The 19,689-nt window shown below is 74.9% G+C and carries 14 protein-coding genes; 5 read left to right on the top strand and 9 right to left on the bottom strand.

All coding sequences use genetic code 11. The features are described from left to right. Positions 1-189: 189 nt before the first annotated feature. The 3 genes from HCN51_RS33215 to HCN51_RS58305 all read right to left on the bottom strand — a co-directional run bounded on the left by HCN51_RS33215 (position 190) and on the right by HCN51_RS58305 (position 4,113). A complete protein-coding gene (locus HCN51_RS33215; protein ID WP_168014969.1) occupies positions 190-822 on the bottom strand; it encodes a cytochrome b/b6 domain-containing protein in 633 nt (210 codons plus the stop codon). After that, entirely contained in the window at positions 785-1,471 is a 687-nt protein-coding gene (locus HCN51_RS33210) for a molybdopterin-dependent oxidoreductase (protein ID WP_206068172.1), read from the bottom strand. Before HCN51_RS33210 ends, HCN51_RS33215 begins: the two co-directional genes overlap by 38 nt. Positions 1,472-1,542: 71 nt before the next feature. Then, a complete protein-coding gene (locus tag HCN51_RS58305) occupies positions 1,543-4,113 on the bottom strand; it encodes an AfsR/SARP family transcriptional regulator (protein ID WP_206068171.1) in 2,571 nt (856 codons plus the stop codon). Between the two features lie 232 nt (positions 4,114-4,345). On the opposite strand from HCN51_RS58305, the gene HCN51_RS33200 reads away from it, so the two are divergent. After that, positions 4,346-5,122 carry an AfsR/SARP family transcriptional regulator gene (locus HCN51_RS33200; protein WP_168014967.1) on the top strand — a complete coding sequence of 259 codons (777 nt, stop codon included), beginning with the start codon at positions 4,346-4,348 and terminating at the stop codon, positions 5,120-5,122. 88 nt (positions 5,123-5,210) lie between these two features. Here the strand turns inward: HCN51_RS33200 and HCN51_RS33195 are convergent, their stop codons facing one another. Next, complete coding sequence (locus HCN51_RS33195) at positions 5,211-8,192, bottom strand: ATP-binding protein (RefSeq protein WP_168014965.1); 2,982 nt, start codon at positions 8,190-8,192, stop codon at positions 5,211-5,213. 256 nt (positions 8,193-8,448) lie between these two features. Here HCN51_RS33195 and HCN51_RS33190 point away from each other — a divergent pair, with 256 nt between their 5' ends. Beyond that, a complete protein-coding gene (locus HCN51_RS33190; protein ID WP_168014963.1) occupies positions 8,449-9,300 on the top strand; it encodes an LLM class flavin-dependent oxidoreductase in 852 nt (283 codons plus the stop codon). Then, a complete protein-coding gene (locus HCN51_RS33185; protein ID WP_168014961.1) occupies positions 9,297-12,062 on the top strand; it encodes a helix-turn-helix transcriptional regulator in 2,766 nt (921 codons plus the stop codon). Before HCN51_RS33190 ends, HCN51_RS33185 begins: the two co-directional genes overlap by 4 nt. A gap of 64 nt (positions 12,063-12,126) precedes the next feature. On the opposite strand, the gene HCN51_RS33180 is transcribed toward HCN51_RS33185, so the two are convergent. Continuing rightward, entirely contained in the window at positions 12,127-12,861 is a 735-nt protein-coding gene (locus HCN51_RS33180; protein ID WP_168014959.1) for an alpha/beta fold hydrolase, read from the bottom strand. A 169-nt stretch (positions 12,862-13,030) separates the two neighbouring features. Further along, positions 13,031-14,701, bottom strand: coding sequence for a DUF6351 family protein (locus HCN51_RS33175; protein WP_168014957.1), 1,671 nt, complete (start codon positions 14,699-14,701; stop codon positions 13,031-13,033). A gap of 309 nt (positions 14,702-15,010) precedes the next feature. Between HCN51_RS33175 and HCN51_RS33170 the strand changes: the two genes are divergently transcribed. Both HCN51_RS33170 and HCN51_RS33165 read left to right on the top strand, forming a co-directional pair. Further along, the gene (locus tag HCN51_RS33170) at positions 15,011-15,856 is read left to right on the top strand and encodes an alpha/beta fold hydrolase (protein ID WP_168014955.1); all 846 of its coding nucleotides are present in this window, start codon (positions 15,011-15,013) and stop codon (positions 15,854-15,856) included. An 87-nt stretch (positions 15,857-15,943) separates the two neighbouring features. Then, positions 15,944-16,522 (top strand): dihydrofolate reductase family protein, encoded by a 579-nt coding sequence (locus HCN51_RS33165; protein ID WP_168014953.1) that lies wholly within the window; start codon positions 15,944-15,946, stop codon positions 16,520-16,522. 23 nt (positions 16,523-16,545) lie between these two features. Here the strand turns inward: HCN51_RS33165 and HCN51_RS33160 are convergent, their stop codons facing one another. The 3 genes from HCN51_RS33160 to HCN51_RS33150 all read right to left on the bottom strand — a co-directional run. Next, positions 16,546-18,549, bottom strand: coding sequence for an ABC transporter ATP-binding protein (locus tag HCN51_RS33160; protein WP_168014951.1), 2,004 nt, complete (start codon positions 18,547-18,549; stop codon positions 16,546-16,548). 15 nt (positions 18,550-18,564) lie between these two features. Continuing rightward, positions 18,565-19,446: an ABC transporter permease gene (locus HCN51_RS33155; RefSeq protein ID WP_168014949.1), complete on the bottom strand. Its 882-nt coding sequence runs from the start codon at positions 19,444-19,446 to the stop codon at positions 18,565-18,567. Next, positions 19,443-19,689 (bottom strand): ABC transporter permease subunit (locus HCN51_RS33150; RefSeq protein WP_168014947.1); only part of this gene is annotated, 247 nt, incomplete at its 5' end. The genes HCN51_RS33155 and HCN51_RS33150, both read right to left, overlap by 4 nt.

Below are 19,689 nucleotides of genomic sequence, written 5' to 3'. Positions count from 1 at the left end.
AGGAAGGCCCGGCAAGTGGAACGGGAATGAGGGAACGACGACCTGGGCCACACCGGGGGCGGTCTTTGTCACGCCTGCCCGGGGCCGGGGTCAATCTCCGGTATCACCCGGAGATGTCGTCGTCACCTGCCACGTCTGCTCTCCTAGCTGTCATGAACGAGCACCTGCCACCATAGCATCTTCTGCCGGCTACCCGCGCTCCTCCTCGGCCCACCGGGGATGGTTCCTCCTGGCCCAGCCCCACGTCACCCACCCCGTACGCATGCCGAGCCGCGCCCCCGGATCCCGCCAGGCCAGCCGGATGTGCCCCAGCACGACGACGCCGATGGCCAGCGCCGTCAGGTCGTGCACGAAGATGGCGCTCGCCCGCGAGATCCACGGCAGCAGCCCGGTGAACCACATCAGCAGCCCCGTGAGCATCATCACCGGCACGGCCCCCGCGATCCAGCCCGCCCAGATCTTCTGCCCGGCGTTGAACTTGCCGGCCGGGCGCGGCCCCGGCGTGCCCCGGCGGACGGCGCGCAGCCACTCCCGGTCGTACGGGGCGAGCCGGTTGATCCTGCGCAGGTCGGCGCGGAACGAGCGGGCGGCGAGCCCGAGCAGGAACGGCGCCGGCAGCAGGATCCCCGACCACTCGTGCACGACGACCAGCAGGTGGCGGCGGCCGACGAGCTGGGCCAGCGGCCCGACGTAGAGGAACGCCGCCGTCCCGACGCACACCAGCATGAGCGTGGCGGTGGCGCGGTGGACCAGCCGCTCGGGGCGGGTGAAGCGGCGCAGCCGGTCAGGCGCCGCGCTCGTCGAGCCAGCCGTCGACGTCATAGCCGTACTCCTCCCAGTATCCGGGGACGACCTGGTCCGTGACGGAGATGCCGGACAGCCACTTGGCGGACTTGTAGAAGTACATCGGCGCGACGTACAGCCGGACCGGGCCGCCGCGCTCGTGCGTGAGCGGCTTGTCCTGCATGTCCAGGGCCACGACCACGTCGGAGCGGCGGGCCTGCTCCAGCGTCAGGCTCTCGGTGTAGACGCCGTCGAAGCAGGTGAAGCGCAGCGCCTTGCCCTCGGGGCGCACGCCCGCCACCTCCAGCAGGTGCGTCAGCGACACGCCGGTGAACGGGGTGCCGGGCACCCGCCAGCCGTCCGTGCAGGTGACGTCGCCGACGACCCTGGTCTGCGGCATGGCGCGCAGCTCGGCCAGCGTGTACGTCACCGGCCGCTCGACCAGGCCGCCGATCTCCAGCCGGTAGTCGGCCGCCGTCCGCTCCGGCACCGAGCCGGCCACGCTGAAGTACCGGAACCCGCCCGAGCCGGGCAGCAACCCGGTCGGGTCCGAGCTCGCCAGCCGTTCCCAGCCGTCCTGCACGAGAGGGGCCGCGGCGAGGGCGGCGAAGCCGGCGCCGAGCATCGAGAGCATCGCCCGGCGCGCGATGGGCGCGCCGCTCTCCTTCGGGTGTCGTCGATCGTTCACGTCCGTGATTCGAGCAGCCGCGGCCTCCTCCCGCGCGCGGCGGCCCGCTCCCGTAAGACTTTCGTCATTCCTCATTCCCGCTCCGCTCCGGACCCGCCCTGGCGCAGGAACAGGCTCGTGCCTCGCTCCGCCCACAGCTCCTCGTCCATGTGGTGGTCACGCCACACCTCGGGTGGCTCGGTCAGCCAGTCGTGGCCGAAGATCGCGTACGGGTGGTCCGCGCCCGCGTCCGTCAGCTCGTCCTGGCCCAGGTACTCCATCAGCGGCCGCCACAGCTGCGCGTTGGCGACCAGCAGGTACGACGCCGCCAGCCCAGGCTCGTGCAGCCAGCGGCGCAGCAGCCACGCCTGGAACACGTCCGTGATGGGCGACGGCTTCGCCTCGAACGCCGGGCAGATCAAGTGCCGCGCGATCCCGACGTGCGCCCCCGGCGGCAGCGCCGTGCGGCGGCTCACGTCGTGCCAGATCTCCCCGACGACCGGGTCCGCGTCCAGCTCCGCCCGCTCCGGCCGGCTCAGCGTCAGCCAGCTCAGGTACGCGCGCAACCGGCCGCTCCGCCGCGACCGCAGCAGCGTGAACGCCTCCGGCCGGCGGCGCAGCCAGAACCGGACGGAAGCGGCCGTCAGCTCGCCGTGGGCCTCGCGGGCCATCGCGACGACCTCGTCATGGCCGTCCGGCGTCACCCCGCACGCCCGCACGTCCTCCTCGCCGACCTGCGACACGTACCGGCCGATGACGCCGCCGCGCCGGCGCAGGTGGCTGATCGTGCGCATGACCGCCACGCACGCGCGCGGGTCGCGGGCGCCGCGCAGCAGCTCGCCCATGACGTAGTGGCGGACGCGGCGGTGCATCCGCTCGTAGCCGGCCGGGTCGCGCCAGCGCAGGTGGTGCTCCAGGGCCTCGCGCAGCACGCCGCCGACGTCCAGGCCGTGGGCGGCGGTCTCCACGTACGGACGGGACCGCAGCCAGTCGAACAGCTCCGCCGCCCGGCCGCCCGGCAGCACCGCGGCCAGCAGGCCCTCCGTGGTGTGGCGGGCGTGCGCGCACACGTGCAACGCCCGCCGGTGCAGGTCCGACGGCACGTCCCCGGCCAGCCGGTCCAGGACGTTGTCCACCACGTACCGGACCGCCTCCCGGAACGGCGGCTGGCCCGTCGCCGACCTGCTCCTGCCCACCTCGGCCGCCAGCGACAGCGCGAACGGGTGGCCGGCGGCGAAGCCCGCGATCGACGCGCGCAGGCCCGGCTCGACGCCCCGGGCTTCGAGCAGCGCGGCGGACTCCGGGGCGGTGAGGGGGTCGAGGTGCCGGATCGCGATCGTGCCGGACCAGGCCGGGTCGGTGAGCCAGGCGGCGCTCGGCCCGGTCCTGCCCGCCACGACCACGGCCGTGTCGGCGGGCAGCCGCCTGAGGAGGTCGTCACGCAGCCATGGCTCCAGCTCGGCCAGCTCCTCGAAGGCGTCGATGAGCAGGACGGGACCCGCCGCGCCCGCCAGCTCCTTCGCGAACCGTTCAAGACGATCGCGGGCATCGGCGCCCGGGCGGTCCGCGACGGGCCGATCCGTGGCGGGCCGGTTCCTGGCGGACCGGCCCGCGGCGGCGGGCGTCAGGTGGTTCCCCGTGGCAGGCGTCAGGTGGTTCCCGGCGGAGGGCGTGAGGTGGCGTACGGGGCGGCCCTGGACGGCGGCGTCCTCGGCGAGGCCGCGCAGCAGCGCCGACTTGCCGATGCCGGCCGGCCCGCGCACGAACAGCACCCCGAGGCGGCCCTGCTGGAGGAGGTCCTGGAAGGCGGCACGCTCGGCGGCCCGCCCGACGAACGGCACGGCGTCCGGCCGGGCCTCCTGGGCGGGCCGGCGGGCGGGCGACGCGGGCGCGGGCTCGTCGCGGGGGTCCGCCTCGGCCCGCAGGATCCGGTCGTGGACGGCACGCAACCGCGGCCCCGGGCTGACCCCCAGCTCCTTGCCGAGCAGGTCGTACACCATCCGGTAGACCTCGAGCGCCTCCGCCCGCCTGCCGCTCCGGTACAGGGCGAGCAGGTAGATCTCGTACAGCGGCTCCTCCAGCCGGTTCAGCTCGATCAGCAGCGGCACCTCGGCCGCCACCTCGGCGTGCTCGCCGCGCTCCAGCCGCACCCGCAGCAGCTCCTGGACGGCCACCAGCCGCAGCCGCTCCAGCCGGAACCGCTCCCGCTCGGCCGCCTCGCCCGGCACCCCGGCCAGCGCCGTGCCCGTCCAGAGGCCGAGCGCCTGCTCCAGCAGCTTCACCGCGCCCGGGACGTGCCCGCGCTCGCGCTCCTCCCTGGCCGACTCCAGCAGGCCGGCGAACTCGAGGGCGTCCACCGCGAACAGCGCCGGATCGAGCATGTAGCCGCCCGACCTGGAGGTGATCGCCGCGTCCAGCCCCTGCGCCGACAGCAGCCGCCTGATGCGGGAGATATACGTTCTGACGACGGCCTCGCCGGTGGCCGGCGCGTGCTCGCCCCACAGGCCGTCGATGACCTCGCTGATGCGGACGTAACTGCCGCTGTTGGCGAGCAGCAGCATGAGAACGGCCTGCTGCTGCGGCGTGCCGAGGTCCAGCCGGGTGGCGCCGCAGCAGAGCCCGGGCGGCCCGAGGATCGTGAACCTGCTGGGGGACGGGAGCATGCCCCCGACGGTAGGAGCGCCGGAATCGGCGCCGCGAGCGTCAGATGACGCCATATGTGTACGTCACGTGTACGTGCCGCCGGAACCGGACCCGTGCCTAAGAGCTTACGGACCGCGAACGAGCCCGGCAATGCGTCAAAATCCCGACGCGGCGTCAGTAGGGTCGGTCGGAGGAGATGCCTTTCGCGGCATCGGTGATGAATCACGTGAAGCAAGAGGTGGGGGACCCTCGATGGGCGGGGTGAGCTTCGGGCTGCTGGGCCCGATCAGCGTCTGGAGCGGCGGGGAGGAGCGCGACGCGGGGCCGCCGCAACAGCGCGGGGTGCTCGCCCTGCTGCTGCTCGGCGAGGGGCGCCAGGTCTCGCTCGACGAGATCGTGGGCGCGCTGTGGGACGACGGGGCGCCGCGCAGCGCCGTCGTGAGCACCCGCACGTACGTCTCGCGGCTGCGCCGGGTGCTGGCCGACGGCGGGGGCGCCGGGCTGGGCACCGAGGCGGAGATCCGGTCGGCGGGCGGCGGCTACCAGCTCGTCGTGGACCCCGGCGCGGTGGACGTGACGGTGTTCCGGCAGACCACCGCCGCCGCCCGGCAGGCCCGCGAGCGCGGCCACCTCGCCGAGGCCGCCCGGCTGCTGCGCGGCGCCCTGGCGCTGTGGCGCGGGCCGGCGTTCGACGGGCTCGGCGGGGCGTTCTTCGAGGGGCGCCGCACCTGGCTGGAGCAGCTGCGTGCCTCGGCCGTGGAGGAGCGGTGGGCGCTGGACATCGAACGGGGCGACTGCGGCCCGGCCATCGCCGAGCTGACGCGGGCGACGGCGGCCGAGCCGTACCGGGAGCGGCTGTGGGAGCTGCTGATGTGGGCGCTCGACCGCGACGGCCGCCGCGAGGAGGCCCTGGCCGCCTTCCGGCGGATCGCCCGGCTGCTGGACGACGACCTCGGGCTCGACCCGGGGCCGGGCCTGCGCCGCATGTACGCCAGCATCAACGCGACCGCCGGCGCCTCCCTCGTCTGACCTTCCGGCCGCCGCCTCGCTCGCCGAACAGGTACGCGTCCTGGCCGGCGCCTCACACGTCCGACCGGTACGCGTCCTGGCCGGCGCCTCACTCGTCCGGGCGCTCGTAGGTCTGGAGCACCCGCGCGAGGTCGGCGCGGGAGCTCACCCCCAGCTTGGGGAAGATCCGGTGCAGGTGGGTGCCGACGGTGCGGTGCGACAGGTACAGCCGCTGCCCGATCTCCCGGTTCGTCAGCCCCTCGGCGGCCAGTTGCGCGATGCTCAGCTCGTGCGGGGTGAGCCGGTCCCACGCGTCCGGGTCCCGGCTCGGGCTCGACTCGCCCGCGCCGCGCAGCTCCAGCCGGGCCCGCTCGCCCCAGGCGGCCAGGCCGAGCGCGTCGAAGGCGTCCCTGGCCGTACGCAGGTGCATGCGGGACTCGACGGCCCGGCGCCGGCGGCGCAGCCACTCGCCGAACGCCAGGTGCAGCCGCGCCCGTTCGGCCGGCCACGCCGTCAGGTCCGCCCGCAGCGCGGCGGCGAACAGCTCCTCCGCCTCCTCCTCCGGGGCGAGCACGGCCCGCGCGTACCGCAGCCCGACGTGCAGCGCGGGCGACGGCGCCGACGCGGCCAGGGGTTCCAGCCCGTGCAGGACGTCCCGCACGGCCGCGACCCGCCCCGCCCGCAGCGCGGCCTCGGTCAGCTCGGCGAGGAAGCAGGCGCGCAGGGCGAGCTGGCAGGCGGGGTCGGTGGGGTCGAGGATGCGGCTCAGGTCGGCGTACGCGTCGTCGAAGCGTCCCTCGCTCATGGCCGCCAGCCCGCGCGCGAGCTGCACGGTGGCCAGAACGGGGCGGGCGCCGGCGGGCAGCGCCACCCGCTCCGCCTCGTCCGCCAGCGCCCTGGCCCGCTCGCTGTCGCCGCGCAACGCCGCGATCTCCGCCTGCACCGCCGTGGCCAGCCCGTACATGAACGGCTGGCCTGTCTCCCCGGCCAGCCGCGCCGCCTCCTCCGCCGCCGGGACCGCCGTCGCCAGGTCGCCCAGCCTGGCCGAGGTCCACGCCTGCACGGCCAGCGCCCTCGGCAGCAGCCCGAGCCTGCCCTGCGCGCGCAGACCGGGCGCCGCCGCCGCGGACAGGCGGGCCGCCAGGTCGAACGCCCCGACCTGCATGGCCGCGCTGCCCAGGTACCGATCGACCTCCGGGTCCGCGCCCGCCGCCCCCGCCAGCTCGCGCAGCCCGCCCAGCACGCTCTCACCCCGCTCGAACGGCGCCGCGTACGCGACGATCGCCACCAGGCGCGGGTCCCTTGCCGGCAGCGGCAGGTCGTCGGCCACGCTCAGCACCAGGCGGCGGGCGTCCTGGCCCGGCTCCGACCAGAAGCAGCGCATCGCGGCGCCCCACAGGATCCTGACGGCCGGCTCCACGTGGCCCTCCGCGGCGATGGACGCGGCCAGCCCGGCCAGCTCCCGCACCCGGGACACGTCCTCGCGCACCCCGTCCTCGAAACCGCTCAGCAGCCAGGCGGCGGTGGCGCGGCGGCGCGGCGACAGACCCACCTCGCGAGCCTCCGCCACCAGGCGCTCGGCCACGTCCCGGCGGCCCGACTCCACCGCCAGCTCCGCCGCCCGCAACAGCCGCAGCGCCTTCCCCTCGCGCTCCTCGCTCAGCCTGGCCGCCTCCTCCAGCGCCGCCACCGCCGCCGCGGCCGCGCCCCTGCGCCGCGCCTCGGCCGCGGCCCGGTCCAGCTCCGCCGCCACCCCCTCATCGGGCCCCGCCGTCGCCGCCGCCCGATGCCACGCCCGCCGGACGGGCTGCTCGCCCAGCGTCTCGGCCAGCGCGAGGTGCGCCCGCCTGCGGTCGGGGAGCGGGGCCGCCGCGGGGATGGCGGAGCGCATCAGGGGGTGACGGAACCTGATCGTCCCGCCGCCCAGCTCGACCAGCCTCGCCTCGACGGCCGGCACGAGGATCTCCACCTCGGCGCCCGCGAGTGGCTGCGCGGGCACGCTCGTGCCCGTCAGCGGCTCCGGGCCCAGGAGCCGGGCCGTGGCCGCCAGCGTCTCCGCGACCGACTCGCTCTCGTTGAGCGCCGCGACCAGCAGGGCCGTGCGGGCCGGCGCGGGCAGGGTGGCGTAACGCGCCGTGAACGCGCGCTCCAGGCGCTCGCCCAGGGGGACGAGCGAGCCGCCCGCGCCCAGACCACCCGCGCCCGTCGTGCCCATCGCGCCCATCGCGCCCATCGCGCCGGAGCCGCCCGAGCCGCCCGAGCCGGTCGTGCCCAGGCCGGTCACCGTCGCGGGGAGTTCGGTGAGCGCGAGCGGGTTGCCCGCCGCCTCCTCCAGGAGGCGCGCCCGTACCGGCGGGGCGAGGCCGGGGGCGGTCGCGTCCAGCAGCTCGGCGGCGGCCTCGCCCGTGAGCCGGCCGACCGGCATCGCCGCCAGGCCCGCTTCCAGCAGCGGTGAGGGCTCTCCCTCGCGCAGGGTCACGATCATGGCGATGGGCTCGGACTCGATCCGGCGCGCCACGAACGCCAGCACGTCGGCGCTGGCGCGATCCAGCCAGTGCGCGTCCTCGACGACGACCAGCAGCGGCCGGGCAGCGGCCACCTCCGCCAGCAGTGTCAGCGCGGCCAGCCCGACCAGGAACACACCGGTTTGCGCCGCACCGGACGACACCGCCCCGTCGGGTGGGGTGCCCGGCTGGGTGGCGGCCGGCTCCGGGTCCTCGCCGAGGCCCAGGGCGTCGCGCAGGGCGGTGCGCTGGCGGGCGGGCAGCGTGTCCACGGCCGCCCGGACCGGGTACAGGAGCTGGTGCAGCCCCGCGTAGGCGAGGTCGCGCTCGGCCTGCACGCCGGTCGTGGTGAGCACGCGCAGCCCGGCCGCCGACGCCGCCGAGGCCGCCTCCGCCACGAGCGCCGACTTCCCGATCCCGGCCTCACCCCGGATGAGGACGCCACCACCGTTCCGGAGCCCGCCACAATGCGGAAGGCCGCCACTGTCCCCGAGCCCGCCACGGTCCTGGAGGTCGCTACGGCCCCGGAGGTCGGCGATGAGGTCGGCCAGGGCCGCCAGTTCGGCCTTCCGCCCGTAAAGCGGCATGGTGGTGCGACTCCTAACTTCGGCGCGTGAGTCCTGGGGGACCTTACCCCGTGCCGGAGGTCGAGCTGCAACAGAACGTATACACCGCCCGCGCCGATGGCGACCGTTCGTCAACGGAGTCTTGGCCTGCCGCTCCTACGCTCCCTGCCATGCCCACCACTATCGAATTCGCGGCGACCACCGGGGTCCGCCGCATGCACGCGTTCGGACGAACACGTCCCGAAGCTGACGGCGACGGCGGAAAGGCGGGGCGCGGATGACGCTCGGACTCGCGGTGCCCTTCACGGACCCGGCCGCGCTGCTCGCGTGGGCGCGACGCGCGGACGCGGGCCCGTTCGGCCGGATCGGCGTGCCGGACCGGATCGTGTACGACAATCCCGAGCCGATGGTGATGCTGGCCGCGATGGCGGCGGCGACCGAGCGGATCCGGGTGCAGTCGGAGGTGGTGCTCGCGCCGTTGCGGGACCCGGTGCTGCTGGCCAAGCAGAGCGCGACGCTCGACCGGTTGTCCGGCGGGCGGTTCTCGCTGGGCCTCGCGGTCGGCGCGCGGCAGGACGACTTCCTGGCCGTGGGCGCCGACCACGCCTCGCGGGGCCGGCGGATGGACGAGCAGCTGGCGATCATGCGCCGGGTGTGGGCGGGCGAGCCGGTCGTGGCCGGGACCGGCCCGGTAGGCCCTGCCCCGTTGCGCGCGGGCGGCCCCGAGCTGCTGTTCGGCGGGTTCGCGCCGGCGGCGCTGGCGCGGGTCGCCCGGTGGGGCAGCGGCTACGTCTGCCCGGTGCCGCCAGGAGCCGCGCAGGGCCTGTTCGAGCTGGTCAGGCGGCAGTGGAAGGACGCGGGGCGGGCGGGTGAGCCGCTGCTCGTCGGCCAGGTGAACGTGGCGCTGGGTCCGGAGCCGACCGTGGCGCGGGCTCGGGAGTCGCTGCTGCGGTACTACGCGTTCGCGCCGGAGCTGGCCGCGCAGTCGGTGGCGACGATGGCGACGACGGCCGGCGCGATCAGGGACGCCGTGGCCGCGTACCGGGACGCGGGCGCGCACGAGGTGATGCTGAGCTGCTGGTCCGACGACCTCGGCCAGATCGGCCGCCTGGCGGACCTGCTGTCATGACCGGTTCGGGGGGACCGGTGCCGCCGGGGTGCGCGATCGTGGGGCGGGACGGCGAGCGGGAGGAGCTGGCCGCGTTCCTGGCGGCGAGTGGCGGGCAGGCGCTCGTGCTGCGGGGTGAGACCGGGGTGGGCAAGAGCGCCCTGCTCGATCACGCGGCGGGGCTCGCCGCCGCCCAGAAGTACGACGTGGTGCGGGCCGCCGGGGTCGAGGCGGAGGCGGAGCTGCCCTTCGCCGGCCTGCACCAGCTTCTCTACCCGCTGCTCCCCCACCTGTCCGGGCTCGACGACGGGCACCGGGCGGTGTTCGACGTCGTGTTCGGGCTGCGTGCGGGCGGGGCGCCGTCGATCATGTCGCTCGGCATCGCCGTCCTCGACCTGCTGGCCGTGGCGGCGTCGCAGGAGCGGCCGCTGCTGCTCGTGCTCGACGACGGCCAGTGGCTGGACGCCTCCAGCATCGAGGTGTGCGGATTCGTGGGGCGCAGGCTGGCGGGCGGCTCCGTGAAGCTGCTGATCGCGGTGCGCTCGGACGTCGCCTCGCGGTTCGACACGGCCGCGCTGCCCGAGCTGCCGGTGACGGCCCTGCCGGAGGAGGCCGCCGCGCGGCTGCTGGACCTGCGCCATCCGCGGCTCGCCCCGCCGGCCCGGCGCGTGGTCCTGGAGCACGCCCGGGGCAACCCGCTGGCCCTGCTGGAGCTGCCGTCCTCCGTGGGGGCGGGCGAGCCGGGTGGGTTCGGTGCCGTACCGCTGTCGCGGCGCCTCCAGCACGTGTACGGCCTGCGCATCGAGCGCCTGTCCGGCCCCGTACGCGAGGAGCTGCTGCGTGGCGCCCTGGACGGCGTCGGCGCGGGGCCGGGCGGGAGCCGGGTGAGCGGGGCGCGGTACCGCATGCGGGAGGCCGACGAGGCGGTGGCGGCGGGCCTGCTGGAGGTGGATCCCGCCACGGGCGACCTGGTGTTCCGGCATCCGCTGGTGCGTTCGACGGTCGTCCAGCTCGCCACGCCGAACCAGCGGCGCGCCGCGCACGCCGAGCTCGCCCGGGTGCACCGGGACGACGTCGAGCGGCGGGCGCGCCACCTGGCGGCCTCGCGGGTGGACCCGGACGAGGAGGTGGCCGCGGCGCTGGAGGCGGCGGCCGAGTCGGCGACGCGGCGCGGCGGCGCGGTGGCCGCCGTGGCGTGGCTGACCCGCGCGGCCGAGCTGAGCGAGACGCCGGACGCCCGTTCCCGGCGGCTCGGCGACGCCGCCTTCATCGCCGGGCACGCGGCGCTGCTGGACCAGGCGCAGCGGCTGGTCCGCGCGGACCCGGCGCCGGGCCGGTCCGAGTCGCCCGCCACGGCCATCACCGCCGCGTACGTGGCCCTGTACGAGGACGGCGACGTCCGCTCCGCGCACCACCGGGTGGCGGCGGCGATCGAGCACCTGAGCGACCCCCACCACCAGGGGGCCGGGGTCGTCGACGGCGGCGCGGAGGTGCTCACCCGGCTGGTGGACCTGCTGCTCGCCACCAGCCTGTACGCCGGCGAGAGCGCGTCGTGGCACCGTACGGAACAGCTCATGGACGTGCTCGGCCACCGGATCGACCCGCGCTCGGCGATCTACCGGGACGCCTGGAGCGACGTGGTGCGCCACGGCGCGGGCGTGGCCGAGCGGGTGGAGCGCGCGTTCGCCGACGTGTCGGCGCTGGAGCCGTGGGACGTCTCCCGCCTGGCCGTGGCCGCCTACCACGTGGACACGCTGGGCCGCTACCGCCCGTACCTGCGGCGGGCCGTGGACCGCGAGGTGGAGACGGGCGCCGTCGCGAACGGCATGACCATGCTGCACCTGATCATGCTCGACCAGCTCGCCGCCGGCGAGTGGGACGACGCCGAGCGCACGGGACGGCGCGCGCTGGAGCTGAACACGGCGCACGGCAACGCGTTGTTCGCCCACCACACCCGCGCCTACCTGGGGCTGCTGGCCGCCGTCCGGGGCCGGGTGGAGCAGGCGCGCGAGGCGCAAGCGGTCGTGGACGCCTGGGCGCGCCCGCGCGGCGTCGGCTTCCTGACGCAGGTCGCGGACGCGGTCGGCACGGCGGCGGCCCTGAGCGAGGGCGACTACGAGGCCGCGTACCTGCACGCGATCGGCATCACCCGGCCGGGATCCTTCGAGGCGTACGCGCACCAGGCGCCGCGCACGCTGCTGGACCTGGTCGAGGCGGCCGTGCACACGGGGCGGCTGGAGCAGGCCCGCCGGCACGCCGGCGCCGCCCTGGACGCCGGGCTGCCCGGCATCTCCCCGCGACTGGCCATGATCACGTACGGCGCGGTGGCGATGACGACCGGCGACGACCGGGAGGCGGACGACATGTACGCCAGGGCCGAGGCCGCGGGCGGCGGTTTCCCGTTCGAGCTGGCCCGCATCCGGCTGGCGCACGGCGTGCGGCTGCGGCACACGCAGGGGCCGAAGGCGGCCCGGCCGCTCCTCGCCGGCGCGGCGGGGACGTTCGAGCAGCTCGGCGCGGCGGGCTGGGCCGAGCGCGCCCAGACCGAGCTGCGCGCCACGGGGCTGCCCGCCGGCGCCTCGCCCGCCCACCTGGCCGAGCTGACCTGGCAGGAGCGCCGGATCGCGGAGCTGGCGGCGAGCGGGCTGACGAACAAGGAGATCGGCGAGCGCATGCACCTGTCGCCGCGCACGGTCAGCTCCCACCTGTACCGGGTGTTCCCGAAGCTGGGCATCGCCTCGCGCGCCGCACTGCGCGACGCCCTGGCCAAAGCCGCCCACTGACGGCTCGCCGTGAGGCACGGGCGCCTCGTCCGGCGGGCCGCCGTCAGGCTTGGACATCCTGTCGTCAGGCACGGATGCCTCGTTCGGCCAGCCAGAGCAGGACGTAGTCGGCGACCGCCCGCCACCCGCTGTCCACGACCAGCGAGTGGGCGCGGTCGGGGAACTGCTTGAGGCTGCTCACCGCCGTCGAGTCCCCGTACAGCTTGTAGACCGCGCGGGTGGCGGAGTCGGGCACCAGCCGGTCCTCCTGGCCGGAGATCAGCAGCAGCGGGCCGCGGGCGGTGTTGCCGGTGTCCACGTCCGCGCGGGGGTGGGGGCCGCCCAGGTCCGCCAGCAGCCGGGACGGTGCGGGGACGGCGTGCCGCTCGAAGAGCCGCGCCGATTCCTCCTCCGTGACCGCGTTGGCGAACAGCCGCCGGAACAGCCCGGCGTCCAGCGCGGCCGGCCACCGCTCGCGCGGGACCTGGCCGGCCGGGACGGGGGCGATGGCGACCGCGGCGCGGCCGAGGTTCGTGCCGAGGAGGTGCTGGGCGATCAGGCCGCCCACCGAGTGGCCGACGATCACCGGCGGGGTGTCGAACGAGCGGACGATGCGCGCGTAGTGCTCGGTGAGCGCGTCGAGGCCCACCTCGCGGGGGCCGCCCTGGAGCCGGCGGGCCTCCGCGACCGTGGCGGGCTCGCCCGGCCAGCCGGGCACCGAGACGGCGAACCCCAGCCTGGAGAACCGTTCGTCCCACGGCTCCCAGGACAGCGCGTGCAGCCACACGCCGTGGATGAAGACGATGGGAGTGGGGTTCACGGATCCTCCGTAGGCGCTGGACGTGGCTCAAGGATCGGGCGGGCGGCCCACCGGCGGGAACAGTCGAATGACTGAATGTCGGAGGCGAAAGCCGGGGTGGGGGCCGCAGCCCGGGGCCGCCTCCAGAGGGGCCGGGGCCGCACGCGCGCGGCCCCGGTCCGCGGGCCGGTCAGTGGCGGGGCCGGACGCACCGGTAGCTCGCCGCGTCGGCCACGTCCCCGTGGCCGGTGTAGCGGGAGACGGACGGGTAGAGGCACAGCTCGCGCGTGACCGTCTTGCCCGAGGAGTCCTTGACGGCGGCGCTGAGCGTCCGGGGAGCCTTGCCCTGCTCGACCCACGCGGTCAGGGCGCCCAGGGCGTCGGTCGGGACGGGGCCGGTGCTGCCGGTGTTGCCGCAGTGGTCCACGCCGGGGGCGAGGAACAGCCGGTAGAAGTCGTCGACCCGGTGCGCGCCGCCCATGGCGCGCTCCACCCGCTCGCGGTAGTCCACGGTGCCCTGCGTCGGGATGAGCTGGTCGGCGTACCCGTGCCAGGTCAGCAGCTTGCCGCCGGACCTGCGGAAGGCCGACAGGTCGGGGTCGTCGGTGCCGATGACCTTGTCGTACTCGGCCTGCGACTGCGCGAACAGCTTGGCGAACTCGGCGTAGGTGATCGTCGAGACGTCGAAGGCGGGCTGGCGCTTGAGCCACGTCGCGACCCAGGCGGCCGGCACGGGGAACGGCTGGCCGACGCGCTGCCCGTCGGCGCCGGGCTTGGTGGCGGCGAGGTCGAAGGCGGCCCCCACGGAGATGCCGGACCACAGCTTCCTGCCGGACGGGGTGCGGGGGCCGTCCCAGATCTTGCGGACGACGGCGGCGTCGGCGGCGGTGATGGTCTCCTGCTCGCCGTCGCACTCGACCGTCTTGCCGATCAGCTCGCGCGGGTCGAAGCGGCACTTCGCCGGGTCGCCGATGAGGCCGTCGCGGGCGCCGTCCAGCGGGTCGCACGCCTTGACCGCGGCCTGGTCGAACAGGGCGAACTCGCAGGCGGCCGGGTACGTCCTCTCCTGGTTCATGACGACCTGCGGCCACAGGGTGGCGACCTCGAACTCGTCCCAGTTGATGCCGGGGGCGGTGGCGAGGATGCCGTCGTAGTCGCCGGGGTGGCGCTGGGCCTCCATGTAGCCCTGCCGGCCGCCGGTCGAGCAGCCGTTCCAGTACGAGTAGGAGGCGGGCTTGCCGTACACGGCGGAGATGACCTGCTTGGCGACGAGCGTCATCTCGTGCACGGAGCGGTCGGCGAAGTTCTTCAGCAGCGCGGTGTCGACCTTGCCGGCGTCGTCGAGCGCCCAGGCGGTGTCGAGGTAGGTGCTGACGCCCGCGTCGGTGGTCGCGGTGGCGTAGCCGGCCTTGACCGCGCCGGCCAGCGCCGCGCCGTAGTCGCCGGCGGCGAAGGCGCTGCCGCCGACCGCCTGGAAACGCCCGTTCCAGCCCTGCTCGGGCAGCCACACCTGCACCTTGGCGTGGTCGTCCACGCCCGGGTGGGTGAGCGTGACCGTGACCGCGCAGTGGGCCGGCACGTCGGGGACGTCCACGGCGGGCAGCGGCGTGACCGCGGGCACGTGCACGGGACCCGCCTCGTGGCGCTGCGCCGTCACGGACTCCACCGTCGTGCCCGCGGGGGCTTTGACGGAGATGTCCGCACACGTGAACGCGCCGGCGGCCGGCGCACTGGCGGCGGCGGAGGCGCTGACCGGCGGCGCGGTGGCGGCCGGTGCTGTGGCGGCCGAGGCGCTGGCCGGAAGGCAGAGCGCCGCCGCCAGGGGCACACCGGCCGCCAGGACGGCCAGAAGTCTTTTCATGAGTTTCCCATCGCTGAGTGGGGTGATCGCTGAGGAGGGGGTCCGGCCGGACTCCGTTGCGGTGCCCTCACTCTGGTCCGCCCGCCGGGCGCGGCACATCAGTCACATGACGGCCGAACCGGATGGGTCCGCTTCCGTTCGTCCGGCGGGGGCCGGGCTGCCGAGCCGTCCCGCACACTCCCGCACCGGCGCCCTTTCGCCGCAGGTTGACCGTCATGTGACTGATGTGGCGGCGCCCCCTCGCGGCCGAGAGTGAGGGTGGCGCCGCCCGTCCGGGCGGCGCCGCTCGAACGCTCGGAAGGAAGTCCCATGGTCAGCATCAAGCGGCGGCTCCTGCTGGGAGCCCTGTCGGCGGGCGCCGCGCTCGGCGCCCTCGTCGTCGCCGGCCCCGCGAACGCCGCCACCGCGAACGCCACCACCGTGCCCGCCACCACCGCGCCCGGCAAGCCCACGATCGTGCTGGAGCACGGCGCGTTCGCCGACGCGTCGAGCTGGAACGGCGTGATCGAGGAGCTGCGCAAGGACGGCTATCCGGTCATCGCGACGGCCAACCCGCTGCGCGGGCCCGCGAGCGACGCCGCCGCGCTGCGCAGCGTCCTCGACCACGTGAAGGGCCCGAAGATCCTGGTGGGGCACTCCTACGGCGGCTCGGTCATCAGCACCGCCGGCGCGAACGACCCGCAGGTCAAGGCGCTCGTGTACGTCGCGGCGTTCCTGCCCGCCCCCGGCGAGACCGCGCTGGAGCTGACGAACAAGTTCCCCGGCTCCACGCTGCCGGACGCGCTCGACCCGACGCCGTTCACCCTGCCCGGCGGCGGCACCGGCACCGACCTCTTTATCAAGGCCGACAAGTTCCGCCACCAGTTCGCCGCCGACGTGCCGGCCCGCACGGCCGCGCTGATGGCCGCCACGCAGCGGCCCATCGCCCAGTCGGCGCTGGAGGAGAAGGCCGAGGTGGCCGCCTGGAAGGACAAGCCGAGCTGGGACGTCATCACGACCGAGGACCGCAACATCCCGGCGGCGGCGCAACGCTTCATGGCCGAGCGCGCCCACGCGCACGTGACCGAGGTCCGCGCCTCCCACTCGGTGGCCGTCTCCCACCCGAAGACGGTGGCCCGGGTCATCGAGAGCGCCGCCCGCGCGATCGCCGGATAAAAAAACTTTCTCCGGCCGGTGTCGATTCCTGCCGCGCGCGTTCGACGCATGGGTGAGAGCACGGCAGGAACACATTCAGGAGATGTCATGGGCAAGGTAGTGATGCACAACGTGGTGTCGGTCGACGGTTTCATCGCCGACGAGCACGACCAGGTCGGGCCGCTGTTCGACTGGTACACCAACGGCGACGTCGAGCTGGCCGAAGGCTCGGCGTTCAAGGTCTCCGCGGCCTCGGCCGCCTACGTCGGGCGGGTCTGGGCGGGCATCGGGGCGATGGTGATCGGGCGGCGGCTGTTCGACCTGACCAACGGATGGGAGGGCAGGCCGTCCGTGGGTGACCACGTGGTGGTGGTCTCGCACCGGCCCAGGCCCGAGGGCTGGCACCCCGAGGCCCCCTACCACTTCGTGGACGACGTGGCCCAGGCGGTCGAGCTGGCCGGCAAGCTCGCCGGGGGGCGCGACGTCGCGGTGGCGGCCGGCGAGGTCGGCGGCCAGGCCCTCGGCCTCGGCCTGGTGGACGAGGTGGCGATGGACGTCGTGCCCGTGGTCTTCGGCTCGGGCAGGCGCTACTTCGGCTCCCTGGACGGGCAGCGCCTGCTGGAGGACCCGCACGTGGTCGTCCAGGGTGACCGGGTGCTGCACCTGGCCTTCCGGGTCCGCCGCTGACCGCGTCCCACGCTGAAAGGAACTCAGGCGGCCGGCGCCTCCTGCCGCAGCGGGAAGTGGCAGGCGACCTGGTGCGGCCCGCCTTCCAGCACGGGCTCGGTGGCGCACACGTCCTGGGCGAGCGGGCAGCGGGTGCGGAAGCGGCAGCCGGTCGGCGGGTTGAGCGCGCTCGGCAGCTCGCCCCGGATGGTGGTGTCCGGGCTGGGCGTGCGGCCGGGGTCGGGCGAGGGCACGGCGTCCAGCAGCGCCTGCGTGTACGGGTGCCGTGGTGCGCGCACCACCTGGTGGGCGGGCCCCATCTCGACCAGCTTGCCCAGGTACATCACGCCGATGCGGTCGGCCATGTAGTCGACCACGGACAGGTCGTGGCTGATGAACACGTACGACAGGCCCAGCTCGCCCTGGAGGTCGCGCATGAGGTTGAGCACCTGCGCCTGGACGGACACGTCGAGCGCGCTGACCGGCTCGTCGGCCACGATGAGCCGGGGCCGCAGCGCCAGCGACCGGGCCAGCCCGATGCGCTGCAGCTGCCCGCCGGAGAACTCGTGCGGGTAGCGCTCCAGCGCCCGCCGGGGCAGCCCGACCTGGTCCAGCAGCTCGCTGACCCGGGCGCGGCGCGCGGCGGCGTCGCCCACCTGCTGGATCTCCAGCGGCTCGGTGAGGATGGAGTCGATGCGCATGCGCGGGTTCATGGCCGCGTAGCTGTCCTGGAACATGAGCTGCACCTTGCGGTGCATGTGGTGGCGGGCCCGCCGGTCGAGGGTGGCGATGTCGGTGCCGTCCACGATGATCTGGCCGCCGGTGGCCGGCTCGAGCCCGGCGACGAGACGGCCGACGGTGGACTTGCCGCAGCCGGACTCCCCGACGATGCCGAGCGTCTCGCCGGGCTTGACGTCGAACGACACCCCGGCCACGGCGCTGACGCGCCCGGCGGTCCTGCGCAGGCCGGCGCCGCCGGCGTCGTACTCCTTGACCAGGTCCCGCACGGCGAGGATGGGGTCGGCGGCGGAGGTGGCGGCGGCCCGGTGGTGACCGGTGGAGGCCGTGATCGGGACGGGCTCGGCGACGGGGTGCAGGCAGGCGAACTTGTGCCCGTCCCCGGTGAGGGCGACGTCGGTGGTGCGGCACTCGTCGGTGGCGAAGCGGCAGCGGGGCGCGAAGCGGCAGCCGGTCAGCGGGCGCGACAGGTCCGGCGGCAGGCCGGGAATGCTGTAGAGCCGTCCATCAGCCGCGGACTCCGGAAGGGCGCGCATCAGCGCCTCGGTGTAGCGGTGGCGCGGCGCGCGGAACAGCTCCGTGGTCGTGGCGGTCTCCACCACGCGCCCGGCGTACATGACGGCGACCCGGTCGGCGCGGCCGGCGATCACCCCGAGGTCGTGGGTGACCAGGATGACCGCCATCTTGAACTCCTCGCGCAGGTCGTCGATGAGCTCCAGGATCTGGCGCTGGGTGGTGACGTCCAGGGCCGTGGTGGGCTCGTCGGCGATCAGGAGCCGCGGGGAGCGGATGAGCGCCATGGCGATGACCACGCGCTGGCGCATGCCGCCCGAGAGCTGGTGCGGGTAGTCGTCGACGATCTTGTCGGGGCGGGGCATGCCGACCCGGCGCAGGATCTCGACGGCCCGCTCGCGCGCCTCGGCCTTGCTCACGCCCTGGTGCACGCGCAGCGGCTCGGCCACCTGCGCGCCGATGCGCATGGTGGGGTTGAGCGAGGTGAGCGGGTCCTGGAAGACCATGCCCATCTCGACGCCGCGTACCCGGCGCAGCTCGGACGCCGGCATCGTGCGCAGGTCGCGGCCGTCGAACAGGATCTCCCCGCCGACGACGCTGCCGCCCGCGGGCAGCAACCCCATGACCGACAGCACGGTCATGGTCTTGCCGCTGCCCGACTCCCCCACGATGCCGAGCGTCTCGCCCTGCTTCACTTCAAGGTTGACGTGGTCGAGCGCGTGCACGGTGCCGCGCCGCAGCGCGATGTCGGTGCTGAGGTCGCGCAGCCGCAGCAGCGGCTCGCTCGATGCCTCCATGTACGAAACCTCCTGCTAGCGCCGCCGGAGGCGGACCTCGAAGACGTCCCTCAGCCCGTCGCCGATGAAGTTGAAGGCGAGGACGATGAGGATGATGGCGATGCCGGGCGGGTAGAGCAGCCACCAGTGGCCGCTGAAGGTGTCCGACAGGCCGTCGGACAGCATGCCGCCCCAGTTCGCCGCGGGTGGCGGCACTCCCAGGCCGAGGAACGACAGGTAGGCCACGTACAGGATGGCGTCGGCGACCTGGAAGGTGGCGTTGACGATCACGGTGCCGATGGCGTTCGGGATGATGTGCCGGCGCACCGCGCGCCCGCCGGTGCCGCCCATGCCGCGCATCGCCATGACGTACTCGCGGGTGCGCAGTGTCAGGGCCTCGCCGCGCACCAGGCGGGCGGGGCCGAGCCAGGCGAAGGCGCCGATGATGACGATGAGCATCGGCACGGTGGGCGTCACGATCGAGGCCATGAGCATGAACAGGAACAGCGCCGGGATCGACATCATCGCGTCGACCACCCGCATCATGACCGCGTCCACCCAGCTCCCGGCGAACCCGGCGATGGCGCCCCAGATCGTGCCCACGACGGTGGCGAGCAGGCCGGCGGCCAGGCCGACCACGATGGACGTCTGACCGCCCAGCATCAGCCGGCCGAGCTGGTCGTAGCCGACGCCGTCGGTGCCGAGCGGGTGCCCGTCCGTGCCGGGCGTCAGGAAGACCTTGGTCAGGTCGGTGTGCACCTGGTCGGTCTGGTAGAACAGCGGCCCCAGGAAGGAGAACGCGGCCAGCAGGACGAACAGGGCCACGCCCACCAGGGCGAGCCGGTTCTCGCAGAAGACCTCGAGGCCCTGCCGCCACATCCCCCGGACGGGCGCCTCCTCCTCGTGCGGCGCGGTCATGAGCGGCCTGCCTTCAGTCGTACGCGCGGATCGACCGCGGCGTAGAGCACGTCGGCGACCAGCGCGCCGAGCACCGTGGCCACCGAGATCAGCAGCGTGACGCCGAGCAGGATCGGATAGTCCCGCTTGAGCGCCGCCTGCCAGAACAGCAGCCCCATGCCCGGGTAGTTGAACAGCCGCTCGACGACGAGGGCGCCGCTGAACAGCGCGGGCAGGTACATGCCGAGCAGGGTGATGACGGGG

The sequence above is a fragment of the Nonomuraea composti genome, from assembly GCF_012034275.1.
Classification (GTDB): domain Bacteria; phylum Actinomycetota; class Actinomycetes; order Streptosporangiales; family Streptosporangiaceae; genus Nonomuraea; species Nonomuraea composti.
This window is presented reverse-complemented; position numbering and strand designations above follow the sequence as displayed.